This is a genomic window from Occallatibacter sp., assembly GCF_035317045.1.
Taxonomy (GTDB): Bacteria; Acidobacteriota; Terriglobia; order Terriglobales; family Acidobacteriaceae; genus Telmatobacter.
The window spans coordinates 505,007-518,665 of the sequence record NZ_DATHHT010000011.1; the positions used below are offsets into that span (position 1 = coordinate 505,007).

Sequence of the window (13,659 nt, forward strand, 5' to 3'; positions counted from 1 at the left end):
AATCCGCAGCCAGTCCATCAGGCCCGCAGATATTCCTATTGTGTGGAGATACTGGCGTTCAAAGCGTCCCGATGCGGGATCCGTCCGCTGTTACAGGTGCCGTGCGTCATCCAGCTTTTCTTGACAATGACTTTTCGTCTTGGTGGAATGCGACCTCATTCGAAGTTGAAAAGATCACCGGGAACTTCACCGTAGCTTCAACCAGGTCGTTCGCAATCGCGTGAATTGCCAGAAGACCTTTGTCTCCAAAATGCAACCGTAGGCGATTTTTTACGTTGGTGAGACCTATCCCCGTGCTGCGGGCCTCGGGTCCTTTCACGGGCTTCAACCCGATCCCGCTGTTTCGCACGGAGATGCTGAGTTGTCCATCATCTTCCCTCGCGGTTATCTCGAGGAGCCCCGCATTCACCCGCGAAAGCCCGTGAACATAGGCATTCTCAACGAGTGGCTGAAGAATCATGGTCGGAACCAGGGCATCGTACAGGCGGGGATCGATGATGATGTTCTGCCGGATCTGCCCTGCGGATCGGATGTTCTGAAGCGACAGATACATCTCAATGAACTCCATCTCCTCCTGGAGGCAGATCAATTGTTTTGGTCCTCGCTCCAGAGAGACACGAAGCAAACTGCAGAGTTGCTCCAGCATTCTGTCCGCCGCGCGCACATCGGTGTACATCAGGCTGGAAATGCTGTTCATGGTGTTGAACAGAAAGTGAGGATTGATCTGCATGCGAAGCGCCAGCATTCGAGCTTCTGTCAGCTCGACGGCAAGCTGCGACATATCCCGTTCCTTCTGCCGCGATTCCCGGTAGTAGCCGATGCCGCGGATCACCATGAAGGCTCCCCAAAACACTGCCGTATTCTCGAGGAATTCGTCGGCAAGACTGAAGTCCACTCTCTGCCAGAAACTGATCGGAACGCGACTGATTGGGAAACCGCATGCAGCCAGCGCCATTTCAACTATGATGCTCATCACGATGCTGAGGGGCACGATGCGCAACAGGATGTATCGCCATCCCGCTTTCTGCAAACTGTCTCCCAGCCAGAGCCAAAGAGACCAGCAGAATATGCCCCAGAGCAGATACTGCAGTTCCCAGCCTGCAACTGCGGGCCACAGGTTATAGGCGGATTTTTGCCACATGATTCGCATGCCCAGCCACTGCTGCAAGGCAAACAACAGCCCGACTATAAGAAAGCTGCCGAGAAAGGGGATGGGGCGCATTCCCACGCGCTCTGAGCGACCAAAGAGCCTTTTAATATTCATGGTTAACCCCGCGAAAAGCGGGCTCCATCGTTGCGATCCGGTCGTTAACGTATCTCGTCGGCCGAGGTTCGTCCGTGGCGACGTTGCCAGACGTAACTGTTTTCCGAGCTTTATGTGACCAAGTTTTCGATCATATCAGCTTGTTGGACGGTGCAATTGGGAATAGGGCGCGATTTGTGACGAGCGACGGAAAAATCGATTCGACGCTGACCATGAATAATCTCGCGACGCTTCTCTACGCTCAGGGCAGACCTTCTGGGGCCCGCCAAGTGGTCCCAGAAGGCCCTTCAACTTGCGATCGACTCGCTTGGAAGACGGCATCCCGTTACCAAAAACATAAGGAGCAATTGCAATCGCCTGAACACCGCTATCCCTGCGTAGACATCGAGAAGAGCAATCCTCGCGGCGCTAGTGGGGGCGGCCGGGGAGGACGAAGTGTTCGTCGCAGCGGGGCTCGTAGAAGTCGCCGGCCATGATGATGGGGCTTGCGTATGCAGCGGCCTTGCCGTCGACGAGGCGCTGGGGATAGAGTGCCTTGGCTCCGCAGCTGCAGTAGGCGACGAGCTCGGTAAGGTTACCGGCGTAGATGCGGACGAGCCAGGAGAGCTGAAGCATTTCGCCAAAGGGCATGCCGCGAAAGTCGAGCTCGAGGCCGGAGACGATGACGTCATGGCCCTGCTGCAGCATGCGCTTGGTAAAGAGGAAGAGATCGGCGACGAACTGGCCTTCGTCGATGGCGATGCATTCGACGCGCTTGCCAATGCTCTGCTCCGTCTCCGCGAGGATGGGGAGAATGGACCAGGGATCGGAGTTGGGAAATTCGATGGCTTCCATTTTTCCGCAGCCGCTGGGGTTACGGCTCTCGATGACCCCGACAGCGGACTTGGTGTCGGCACTGGGCTTGAGCAGCAGCACGCACTGCTTGGCGTATTGGCGGCGAATCTCGATGCGACGCAGGAGTTCGGCGGTCTTGTTGCTCCGCATCGGTCCGACGATCATTTCGAGTTTGCCAGGCATGTTATTTTCCGGGTGAGGATGTCTGCGTTGCTGCTGGCGAAATTAATCAGCCGAAGCGGGCGCGCTTGACGGTCTGCCGGAAGTCTTCGCCGGTGACCTCGACTTTGACGCACATCTCGGCGAGGCGCGATCGCATGCGGTCGCCGATGCGGTCGCCGAGGGTTTGCTCGCGGGCGGCGCGCTCAACGTCGGACTTGGCACCGCTTCCCGCAGCCAAATCGGGATAGTTGGTGGTGATGATCGTGGTCTGCTTGTCGTTGTAGCGGGTGTTGAGAATGAGGGCGACTGTGTCCCATACCCACTCGTTGGGCTTTTGCGCGCCGAGGTCGTCGAGCACGAGCACTTCAGCAGCGAAGACGGGCTTGAGCAGCTCGAGTTCGGTGGTATTGACCTGGGAGTTGTAGCTGTTCTGGATGTTCTTGAGCAACTCGCGGTAGTCGCAGAAGAGGCCTTTGCAACCCTTCTCCTGAATGAGACGACGAAGCACGCCGACGGCGAGATGCGTCTTGCCGACGCCGATGGAGCCGGTGAAGAGCAGGCCCTTGCCGGCGGTGTCGACGGGGTAGGCGTCGACGAATTTGCGCGCGGTGAGATGCGCTCGGCTCAGCGATTGATCGGCCCCGCGAAAGGCAGTTTCGTAGCCGTCAAGCGTGTATTGGCGGTAGCGCTCGGGGATGCGCGCGGCGGCGAGGCGACGCTCTTCGCGATCGGCCTCCTGGCACTCGCAGGCGCGGGATACCCACAGGCCGCCTTCGGAAATAACGCGGACCAAACCTACGCCGTTACAGATGGGACATTCGCTCATGTGCTCTATCAAGCCTAGCGCAATCGGGGCGTGCGCGTTGCGGTGGGAAAGGCGTGCGGCTGGTGGAAAATGCGCTCTGGACCCGGAAGCGTATCCGAGACCGTTTTGCAGCGTTAAGATGGGATTTCTCGTGAATTGAGTTCATCTGGAAGGGTGTGTCGCTTTGAATCGGATTTCGTTTGGCGTCGCTGTTGGATTTCTTGCTGTTGGTTCAGGAATTTGTTCGGTTGGTGTTGCAGGGCAGGAGCCTGGGAATGTTCCGGAGACGAAGGCGCCGGCACCGACGCAGGTTGCGCCGAAGCATCCTGACAACGATTACTGGCGCAAGCATGACCAGCAATTGCTCACCGACTTTCCGTGGCTGGAGCGCTTCAAGGAGGCTGATTTTAAATTGGGGCCGCCGGCGGCAGGGGAAAAGCGCGCCGTGTTCATGGGCGACTCGATCACCGAGGGTTGGCATTTTGATGCACCGGGCGGCGCGTTTGCCGCGAAGCCCTATGTCAATCGCGGTATCAGCGGGCAGACGACGCCGCAGATGGTACTGCGTTTCCACCAGGACGTGATCGCGCTGCAGCCGAAGGTCGTGGTGATTCTGGCTGGGACGAATGATATTGCAGGGAACACGGGGCCGATGACGTTGCAAGAGACCGAAGCGAATATCGCGGCGATGGCGGAGATGGCCGATGGGAATCATATTCGGGTTGTGTTGTGTTCGATTCTGCCGGCGTTTGACTATCCCTGGCAGCCTGGGCTGACGCCTGCGCCAAAGATCGACGAGATCAATGGCTGGATCCAGAAATATGCGGCTGAGCACAAGTATGTGTACGTCGACTATCACTCGGCAATGAAGGATGACCGGGATGGATTGCCGGCGAATCTGAGTCACGACGGGGTGCATCCCCTGCCGGCCGGATATGACATCATGGCGCCCCTCGTGGAGGCGGGGATTGCGAAAGCGTTGAAGGGGCGGTAAGACCAGTTGCCAGTTGTCAGTCTTCGGTTCCGGGTTGTCGGTTGTCTGACCTGAGAATCGCCTGCCTCAAGTGAGAACCCCAGGTCTCAGACGCGAGACCTAGGGCACCCAGTCCGCAGATAGTGCTCCCACCTTTTGCGGGCTTGCGATGAGGCCTGTGTCGCGGACGGCGCCCGGTTCCGACTCGACGTGCTTTTTCTCTGATTGCAGTATTCGACCCAGTAGAGCAGGCATCCAGAAGAGTGAATTGCCCCAGAACCTGATGCAAATCATGGGCCAGAATGAGCATCACAACCCATGAGCACATAGATACGTGTCCAATTCTTCTCTCACCTCAGTACTTTTTGTTTTGCTCCTGCTAGTAGGGCTCGCGCAATTGCTTGGCGCATTGTTTGTGAAACTGCGCCAGCCGAAGGTGATTGGCGAGATCCTGGCGGGGGTTGTGCTAGGGCCGGCGCTGCTGGGGAGGCTGCCTTTTTTTGCCGGAGTTGTGGGAAGTGCGATGCACAAAAGTGATGTGCTCGACTTCATCTACTGGCTGGGTTTGTTGCTGCTCATGTTCCTGAGTGGCGCCGAGACGCAGCAGTTGTTCACCCGCGAGGAGCGGCGCGAAGTTGGGTGGCTGACGATTGTCGGTACGGGGCTGCCGTTCGTCATCGGACTGGTCTTCGGACCCGCACTGATTCGACCGTCGCTGGAAGGTCCAAACGGGAACAAGGTTTCGCTCATCATCATTCTTGCCGTGGGCGTTGCCGTCACGTCAGTGCCGGTGGTCTCGAAAATCTTCAGCGATTTGAGGATCCTTCACACGCGATTCGCAAGATTGGTGCTCGGCGTTGCGGTTCTTGAGGACATTGTTCTGTGGCTGGCATTAGCGATAGCAACAGCTGCGGCGGGAAAGCAAGCTCTTGATCCGAAGCGGATGTTTACACATCTCGCACTCACCGTTGCATTTTTCGGGCTCGGACTCACGGTGGTGCCGCGTATTGTGAAGCGCATTAACAAGGCTGAATTCAACATTCTGGCCAAATCCAGCCCCATTGGATATGCGGTAGCTGTCCTGCTCGCATATTGCGCGCTTGCCGGGGCACTGGGTGTAAGCCTCGTGTTTGCGGCATTCCTGGCGGGGTTTGCTGTAGTCCACAAGAAGCGCCGGCTGTTTGCGGAGGCCCTGGACTCGATCGGTAAGGTATCCTTCGCGGTCTTCGTGCCTGTCTACTTTGCGATTGTCGGATTGAAGCTCGACCTGATCCGGGGTGTTTCGTGGGGCATGATGGCGGTATTCATACTTGGCACGTGCGCCATCAAGATTCTTTCGGTTTCGCTGGCGGGGCGATTTGCTGGGTTCCGCGGACTTGACCTGATCAACCTGGCAATTACGACCAACGCTCGCGGAGGCCCGGGGATCGTGCTGGCTAGCGTGGCATTCGACGCGGGGATTATCAGCTCACAGTTCTACACGACATTGGTGGTGGCGGCGGTGCTGACTTCACAGATCGCGGGGGCCTGGCTGGACTACGTGCTGCGCAAGGGCTGGCCGTTGCTAAGTCCTGTAAAGAGCGCACCGAGCCTCGATACCGCCCCGGAAAGGCCATCTGCCACTGCTTGAATCGTTTGCGCTACCTGCTGAATCTCAATACAATAGATAGGGAAGATTGCAGGAAAGGTCTGTCTTTAGCGATGCCCAAGGAAAAGATTCATCCCAACTATGCTGCGGTGCGCGTGATGTGCGCCTGCGGAAACAACTTTGAGACCCGTTCGACCCACAAGGGCGACATTCACGTGGAAATCTGCTCGAACTGCCACCCGTTTTTCACCGGCAAACAGCGTCTGGTGGACACGGCAGGACGTGTCGAGCGGTTCCGGCGCAAGTACGCCAAGGCTGCCGAGACGTCTCCGGCAAAGTAGGCCTGGAGCGACGGCTGTGAGATCGGGCCTCCGCCACGGCGGAGGCCCTGTTGCGTCAGGTGCATTTGTAGCAATGACTTGTCTTACGTTTTGAAAGTGATCAGTTATGCCACGCGCCAAACGATCGGTTCAAGCTGCGGTAACGATCGACGGTTTCCCGCTGATTTGGCGCCTGCACCGTGAACAGCAGGAGTTCACTTCGGACGGGTGGAAGGGCATTTCGATTCATGTGAGAGTTGTAGAGGCTGCACGTCGGGAACTTTATCTGGAGTATCCTGCCGTTCTAGCCCAAAAGATCGGTTTGATCCGGACGCTGCCTCCCAGGCCGACGATCGTAGCGGCGAAGGTAGAGGGCCATATTCGGGAAGCGATGGCGGCAGGCTGGAAGCCTGACTCTCGCGGCAAACCTTTTTTCTATCAAGTGGCGGAATTGCCGAGTTGAACAGGAAATAACCACATGGCTGGCAAGGGATTCACGGTTAAGAAGGACTGGGACAATCCAAGGGAGCATGCGATGCCCGAAGGCGTTCGTGTGCCGGCGGAGATGCGGATTGGGCCGGTTCTGGTTTCTCCAGCGACGGTTTTGGCACCAATGGCTGGGGTTACGGATACCGTTTTTCGGCGGTTTATCCGGCATGCCAGCTTGTTTTCTGCTCCTGCGGAGTCGGTAAACCCTTCTGAAAATCCCACCCAGGGCTCAGAAACCAGCCCCTTCGACAAACTCAGGGCGGGCTCTGGGGCACCGAGTTCTTCGGAGATCGAGGCGGAAGTCACGAATGCGCAGTCGGGGTGCGGGCTGCTGATGACGGAGTTTACTTCGGCAGACGGGCTTTCCCGGATGAGAGAGTCGAAACGCCGGAGATATCTGACTTTTTATGACGATGAGCATCCGATCGGGGCGCAGTTATTCGGCTCGAATGCGGCGACGCTGGCGGAAGCCGCACGGATCGTTGAGGACACGGGGTTCGACACGGTCGATCTGAATCTTGGTTGCCCGGCGAAACGGGTAGTCGGGTGCAACGGCGGATCGGGTTTGCTGCGCGATCTGCCGAAGATTGGCGAGATCTTTCAAGCGGTGCGGAAGTCGGTGACGATTCCCTTCACGGTGAAGTTCCGCATGGGGTGGAACGATGCGGCGATTGTGTGCGTGGAGCTGGCGCGGATGGCCGAGGCCGAAGGGCTGAATGCCGTGGCGCTGCATGCGCGAACACGGGAGCAGGGATATAGCGGGCAGGCGCGGTGGGAGTGGATTGCTGCCATCAAACAGGCGGTGGGAATTCCCGTCGTCGGCAATGGCGATATCCGCACACCTGAGGATGCGGCAGCGATGGTGGCCCAGACAGGGTGCGACGCGGTGATGATCGGCCGCTCGGCGGCGGCGAATCCCTGGATCTTCAGGCAAATTGCGCAATATACGGCAACGGGCCGCTACGATCAGCCGACATTTGCCGACAGGCACCACATGATTCGGGCCTACTTTGAAATGCTGCTGGCCGAGGCGGAAGCAACGAAGGAGCTGCCGCGCGACGCGCGTCTGGGGGAGACGGCAGGCAAGATGAAGCAGTTTGCCACCTGGTTCACGCACGGAGTGATGGGCGGCGGCCGGCTCCGCAAGGCGATCTACCAGGCGAAGACCGGATTGGAAGTCTTAGAGCAGGTGAACGCCTTCTTCACCGCCCAGCCAGTGGCTGCGGACGTTACCGAAGGCACGGGTTCGGGAGCCTTCCCCGAGTCCGAGCTGGTGTGCGATTGATGACATCGCGGGCAGAATCATTCTGTTAGGGCTGATGGCTATGTCCGTTCTTGACTCAGCGCGCTGGTAACCTCCAGAAGTTACTTCAGCACCTTTGTCTTACAACAACTTAGACCAAAGTGGCATGTTCGCAGAGATAGCCCACGGCTATATTTGGGTTACTGACGAGCCAGAGATCGGAATTCGAGATCGAAGTTTGGCTTTGGTTGATTGTTTGCAGGTCTTCGCTGAAGCAATTCCCCCGATTTCACCATTCCAAGCGCCGAGAAAGACCGACCTTGATGAATCGGAGATCCAAATCGAGCAGTTTGCTGTTGCGCGCGATCGTCGCGGTCGTGGCGCTCGGCTCGATTTGTGCGACTTCGTCGGCTCAGCGGTACAGTTTTCGCGAATATATCCAGGGTCTTGGAAATCCCAACATCACCTCAATCCAGCAGGACCGGATTGGCTACCTTTGGATGGGAACGCAGAACGGGCTCTACCGTTATGACGGCAGCCAGTTTCAGCGCTACGGCGCCGCCGAGGGAATTCCCGATCGCATCATCGACAACGTGTATATCGGCCCTGATGGAACCCTCTGGGTGGGAACGTCGGCAGGCGTTTATTTTGAGCGCAAGGACGGAAAATTCTCTTCGGTCCAGCTTCCCTATCCTCTGAACGAATTCACGCACCCGACGGGTACAACGTTTACGTCGAACCGACCGGACGAAGTTGTAACGGCGTCGAGCAGCCACGCAGTGTTGTTGAAACGACGCGGCACCGACAACTGGGTTGCCGTACCCCTGGACCTCAAGGGCGGATTTGTGTGGAGCGTGCTCTACGGACCCGACGGTTCGTTGTGGTACGGCTGCGAGAAGGATCTTTGCCGGTTGAATGGCGGGCAAACGACGCAAATGCGCGCAACGCTGGAACTGCCGGACGAGCAGTGGCTGACGATGATGGTGGCGCGCAACGGGCACATCTGGCTGCGCAGCAATCAGCATGTTGTGGAGATGCTGCCCGACGGCAGCCGCGCTTACGTGCGCGATCTGCCGGGAGAGCAAACATCTGAGGCATATCCGACGCTTGCTGAAGATGGGCAGGGCCGCATTCTGACCGCCCAGGGATCTGAGTTGGCGCTATGGGAGAAGGACCACTGGCGGCTGGTCACAGACCACAACGGCCTGTCGCCGTTTGAAGTGCAGGAACTGTTTGTGGATCGCGAAGGTTCGATCTGGATGGGTGTCGTGGGCCACGGGCTTTTGCGCTGGGTAGGCGAAGACCGATGGGAGGGATATACACAAGCCGACGGATTAAGCGACAACCTGGTGTGGGCGATTGAACGCGATCACCAGGGAAGACTGTGGATCGGCACGGAGTCGGGACTGGACTGGATTCCGGCAGGCGGAAATGCTCCCAAGATCTGGCATTCACCGGGAGTACAAGTGGCGCGCGCGGGATCGCTCGAGGTAACCGCGGATGGAGCGATCTGGATGGGCAGCATGGCGGGGAGCCTGACCAGAATTGATCAGAAGTCACTGGTGGGCAAGCAAGTGACACTGCCGGCGGTGTATCGCCTAATTTCGGATGGACCGCATTGCATGTGGATTGCCACGGCGAGCGGGATGTTTCAGCTGGATCCGAGTGGAGCTGACCGCACCCCTCATCCGGTGATCGATCGGGCGTTCCCGAAGGCTACGCTTCGCTTCACAGACATGAGCAAGGATCAGTCGGGAAACCTCTGGGTGACTTCGGACCAGGGCCTTTTCAAGCACGATGATAAAGGCTGGCACGCGATCGATCCGGGCACGTCGGGAGCCAGGCCTGACCTCATTGCTGTGGACTGGAGCGGCGATATCTGGGCGGCAGGTCCCTCGCAGGACCTGATGCGGCTGCATGTGAACGGATACAAAGTGGTGCAGGCGGACCATATTGGACGTCCACCGCTCATGTCGGAAGAGATTGTCTCGCTAGTGGTGGATCATCGCGGGTGGTTGTGGGTGGGCGAAGACGCTGGCGTCACGGTGTTCGATGGACATCGCTGGCGGAGCTTTACGCAGGACGATGGGTTGATCTGGAACGACACCGACAGCTTCGCGATGACCGAGGATCGGGACGGAAGCATATGGATCGGCACATCGGGCGGGTTGAGCCACCTGATCGCGCCGCAGGATGCACTGGCAGGATCGCCGCCGCCACCCGCCATTTCGCAAGTGATGCTGGGCGCCGTGCCGGTCGGGGATGGCGGTTCAGTAAAGTGGAGTTCCAACCAACTGACGATTTCGATGGCGCTGTTGTCGTTCAAGGATACGCAGGACATCGGTATTCGTTACCGTCTCATCGGGGAACAGGACTCCGTATGGGAGGACACGCGAGAGATGACGCTGCACTATCGCCATCTTGAGCCAGGCTACTATCGCTTTGAGGTCGAGGCAGTAAATGCGGCCGGCAGCGCTGTCTCGCCGGTTGCTTCGTTCTCGTTTACGATCCTTCCGCTGTGGTGGCAGGACAAGTACATCAAGTGGGAATTGGGCACTATGGTCCTGGTGCTGGCGGTGTGGGCATGGCGCCGACGCGTGGGCCAACTGATGCGGCAGAAGCGGCAGCTTGAAGACGCGGTGAAAGGGCGCACGCAGGACCTGGAGCGCGAGAAGACAGAGTTGGTGCGGACCCGCGAGCAGATGCGGCATTTTGCGGAGCACGACGGGCTGACAGGCTTGTGGAATCACCGCATCATCGTCGAAAGGTTGCGTGGCGAAGTAGATCGCTCGCAACGCGATGGATCGCCGCTGAGCATCATTCTGGTGGACCTGGATTATTTCAAGCGCATCAATGATGCAATGGGCCATGTGGTGGGCGACCTCACGCTGCGCGAAACAGGCGCGATCTTCCAGCGCGCGGTACGGAGTTACGACTGGGTAGGCCGCTATGGCGGCGAGGAATTTCTGCTGATTCTGCCGGGATCGGACTTTGAGGCGGCGCGTGCCAGGGCGGAACATATGCGCGCCACGGTGGAAGCAACGCGACTTGGCGAGAGCGACAATCCATATTCGGTGACGGCAAGTTTCGGTGTTGCGGCTGGATATCCGACGAATTACGAAGAGATGATCCAGATTGCCGATGCGGCTCTCTATCGCGCCAAGAATGCGGGACGCAATTGCGTAGTGGCGACGGAGATCAAGTCGACGGTGGTATCCATTTCAGCCGCGGGATAAAGCAATCAATCAGCCGAGGGGCAGATGAATAATGGCCCGGGCCCCGGGTCCATCCTCACGATTTACAAGTCGGATTTCGCCGCCATGAGCGCGGGCGATTTGCTGCGCGAGCGCGAGCCCGACACCGCTGCCTTTGGGTTTGGTGGTATAGAACGGGACAAAAAGATTCTCAGTATTGGCGATGCCGAGGCCGCTGTCTTCAATGCCGACAACGATATCCGATTCTGCGATGCGCCATCCGATGCGAACCGGCTTGGCGCCGTTTGCCAATGAGGCGTCGACCGCGTTGGTGAGCAGATTGATGAACATCTGTTCGAGCTGATCGGGATCGGCATTGAGCATGACGGGCGGGCCAGGATCGAGGCGGACGGGCACGCGCTGCTCGAGGAGCGCAACCCGTTCGAGTAGCGGGCCTGTCTGCACCGGCTTGAAATGCGGCGGCGGTAATTGTGCAAGCAGGCGATAGGACTGCACGAAACGATGCAGGGCGTCAGCGCGGCTCTCAACTACACTCAGGCCGCGGCGGAAGTCGCGAATTGTGGCGTCATCTCCGCCGATACTCTCGGCACGCGCCAGGAGGCTTCCGGCGATGGACTTGATGGGCGCGAGCGAGTTGGATAGCTCGTGGCCGAGAACACGAATCAGGCGTTTCCACGCGATCTGTTCTTCTTCCTGCAAAGGCTGGCTGACATCGGCAAGCAACAGAAGAGTGTGCGGTGCGCCATCCTGGCGGAAGAGCGCCTTGCGAAGAAGCCAGCGGGAGGGCTTGGTGCCGAAGGAGTGAACGGTCTGGTCGGCGGAGGCGAGAAGATTGTCGAGCGCAAGTTCTCGCGCGCTGTGGCCGAAGCATCGCGCCAGAGGGCGGCCAAGAAGCTGCGCACCGGCGTTGTTCACTAGTTGGAGGAGGTCCTCGCGATCGAAGGCGAAGAGCGGCGCGTGCATGACTTCGAGAATGCGAGCAAGAAGGGCGGTGGCTTCGAGCGAGCGCACGCGCTGCTTCTGCAGAAGGTCGGCGAGGGCGTTGATTTCCCCAGCCAGCTCTCCGAGGGCGTCTCGTGAATTTGCGCCACGGGCGCGAAACGAGTAATCCCCTTCCCGCAGGGACGAGACAACGTTGGAGAGAGTCTGCAACGGGCGCATGAGGCCTTCGATGAGTGCGGCCGCAATGAGCAAGAGATAGATGAAGATGCAAAGCAGAAGCAGCAGAGCAGGAGCGGTGGTTACATGCTGTTGCCAGAGCAGGATGCCGGCGAAGAGGAAGGTTGGCAATGCAAGCAAAAAACAGAATAGCCACGCCCGGCGGAGTGCCGAGGGCTTGCGCTTCCGCCTGTGCCGTTCATAAGCCATATTTTTCGATGCGGCGGTAGAGCGCTGCCCGGCTGAGACCGAGAGCCTCAGAGGCCTGCGATATGTTGCCGTCGCAGCGGCGGAGGACCTTGCGAATCAGCAAAGCCTCAACTTCATCGATACTCATGTTCTCAAAATTGGTTGCCGATGATTTTGCGGAAGCAATGGCGAGATTAGCCGGCTCAATTTCTTCACCGCGACACAACAACACGGCGCGTTCCACAGTGTGTTCGAGTTCGCGCACGTTGCCGGGCCATTGATATTGCATCATCTGTTGCATTGCGGCGGGTGAGAAGCCGGTGACCTGCTTCCGATAACGTGAGCGGTTGCGATTGAGGAAGTGCACGGCAAGCAGCGGGATGTCTTCGCGACGTTCGCGGAGGGCCGGGATATGGATCTCCACCGTATTGATGCGGAAGAGCAGGTCTTCGCGAAAATTTCCCGCCTTGGCTTCTTCAGGCAGGTTGGCGTTGGTAGCGGACAACACGCGCACATCGACCCGCCGCGTTTGGGAGGAGCCGACCCGCTCAAGCTCGCCCGTTTCGAGAACACGCAGGAGCTTGGCCTGCTGGCGCAGCGGGACGTTGGCGATTTCGTCGAGAAAGAGGGTGCCGCCGTTGGCCAATTCGAAACGCCCTACGCGGTCAGAACGCGCGTCGGTGAAAGCGCCTTTGACGTGGCCGAAGATCTCGCTTTCAAATGTGCCTTCCGGCAATCCGCCGGCATTAACGGCGACGAGGGCCATGCGGGATCGCGGTGATGCGGCGTGCAGGAGCTTGGAGACGATCTCCTTGCCGGTGCCATGTTCACCGGTAATGAGGACATTGGCGTCAGATGGACCCACCTGGCCTATGAGTTCGAGCACGGGCTGCATGGAGGGCGCGCCGGCCACGAAGTCGGGCATGCCTTCAGCACGCAGGAGCCGGTTTTCAAGTTCGAGCTGGCGTGCACGGCGAAGGGCCTGGTGCAATTCAGCGTGAACGCGAATCAGCGAGATGAGGCGCTCGTTTTCCCAGGGTTTCTGGATGAAGTCTCGGGCCCCGCGCTTGATGCTTTCGACGGCGAGGTCGATGTTGCCCCAGGCCGTCATGACGATAACCGGCATGCGCGGATCGACCTCCTGCAGACGAGCGAGCAGATCGAGGCCTTCCTTGCCGGAGGTGGTGTCGCGGGTGTAGTTGAGGTCAATGAGCAGGACATCGTAGTCCGCCTGGCCGAGCGCCTCAAGGAGCAGTTGCGGCGAGCGCACACAGTCCACATGAATGCCCTGCGGCTCCAGCAGCAGTTCCACAGCCTCGAGGATGTGCGGTTGATCGTCGGCAACTAGAACCCGGATTCTTTCGTTCTTTCTTGAGTCGGCCATTTTAATGGTTGTCCGCCTCTACCACGCCGGTTTTT

11 protein-coding genes are annotated in these 13,659 nt (G+C 58.7%); 6 read left to right on the forward strand and 5 right to left on the reverse strand.

Annotated elements, in window-relative coordinates; genetic code table 11:
• Positions 1–106: 106 nt before the first annotated feature.
• The 3 genes from VK574_RS05220 to VK574_RS05230 form a co-directional block, all read right to left on the reverse strand.
• Positions 107–1,222 (reverse strand): sensor histidine kinase, encoded by a 1,116-nt coding sequence (locus tag VK574_RS05220; RefSeq protein WP_472798750.1) that lies wholly within the window; start codon positions 1,220–1,222, stop codon positions 107–109.
• Between the two features lie 450 nt (positions 1,223–1,672).
• The gene (locus VK574_RS05225; RefSeq protein WP_472798751.1) at positions 1,673–2,281 is read right to left on the reverse strand and encodes a thymidine kinase; all 609 of its coding nucleotides are present in this window, start codon (positions 2,279–2,281) and stop codon (positions 1,673–1,675) included.
• A 46-nt stretch (positions 2,282–2,327) separates the two neighbouring features.
• Complete coding sequence (locus tag VK574_RS05230; protein ID WP_472798752.1) at positions 2,328–3,086, reverse strand: ATP-binding protein; 759 nt, start codon at positions 3,084–3,086, stop codon at positions 2,328–2,330.
• Positions 3,087–3,249: 163 nt separating this feature from the next.
• Between VK574_RS05230 and VK574_RS05235 the strand changes: the two genes are divergently transcribed.
• The 6 genes from VK574_RS05235 to VK574_RS05260 all read left to right on the forward strand — a co-directional run bounded on the left by VK574_RS05235 (position 3,250) and on the right by VK574_RS05260 (position 10,914).
• On the forward strand, positions 3,250–4,059 hold the full coding sequence (locus VK574_RS05235; protein WP_472798753.1) for an SGNH/GDSL hydrolase family protein: 810 nt from the start codon (positions 3,250–3,252) through the stop codon (positions 4,057–4,059).
• Between the two features lie 313 nt (positions 4,060–4,372).
• The gene (locus VK574_RS05240; protein WP_472798754.1) at positions 4,373–5,668 is read left to right on the forward strand and encodes a cation:proton antiporter; all 1,296 of its coding nucleotides are present in this window, start codon (positions 4,373–4,375) and stop codon (positions 5,666–5,668) included.
• A 71-nt stretch (positions 5,669–5,739) separates the two neighbouring features.
• Complete coding sequence (rpmE, locus tag VK574_RS05245; RefSeq protein ID WP_472798755.1) at positions 5,740–5,967, forward strand: 50S ribosomal protein L31; 228 nt, start codon at positions 5,740–5,742, stop codon at positions 5,965–5,967.
• A gap of 106 nt (positions 5,968–6,073) precedes the next feature.
• Positions 6,074–6,409 carry a hypothetical protein gene (locus tag VK574_RS05250; protein WP_472798756.1) on the forward strand — a complete coding sequence of 112 codons (336 nt, stop codon included), beginning with the start codon at positions 6,074–6,076 and terminating at the stop codon, positions 6,407–6,409.
• 15 nt (positions 6,410–6,424) lie between these two features.
• Positions 6,425–7,720 (forward strand): tRNA dihydrouridine synthase, encoded by a 1,296-nt coding sequence (locus VK574_RS05255; RefSeq protein ID WP_472798757.1) that lies wholly within the window; start codon positions 6,425–6,427, stop codon positions 7,718–7,720.
• 281 nt (positions 7,721–8,001) lie between these two features.
• The gene (locus VK574_RS05260) at positions 8,002–10,914 is read left to right on the forward strand and encodes a ligand-binding sensor domain-containing diguanylate cyclase (protein ID WP_472798758.1); all 2,913 of its coding nucleotides are present in this window, start codon (positions 8,002–8,004) and stop codon (positions 10,912–10,914) included.
• Between the two features lie 9 nt (positions 10,915–10,923).
• On the opposite strand, the gene VK574_RS05265 is transcribed toward VK574_RS05260, so the two are convergent.
• Both VK574_RS05265 and VK574_RS05270 read right to left on the reverse strand, forming a co-directional pair.
• Positions 10,924–12,261, reverse strand: coding sequence for a sensor histidine kinase (locus VK574_RS05265; RefSeq protein WP_472798759.1), 1,338 nt, complete (start codon positions 12,259–12,261; stop codon positions 10,924–10,926).
• Positions 12,251–13,624: a sigma-54-dependent transcriptional regulator gene (locus VK574_RS05270; protein ID WP_472798760.1), complete on the reverse strand. Its 1,374-nt coding sequence runs from the start codon at positions 13,622–13,624 to the stop codon at positions 12,251–12,253. The genes VK574_RS05265 and VK574_RS05270 overlap by 11 nt, the downstream gene beginning before the upstream one ends.
• Between the last annotated feature and the right edge of the window lie 35 nt (positions 13,625–13,659).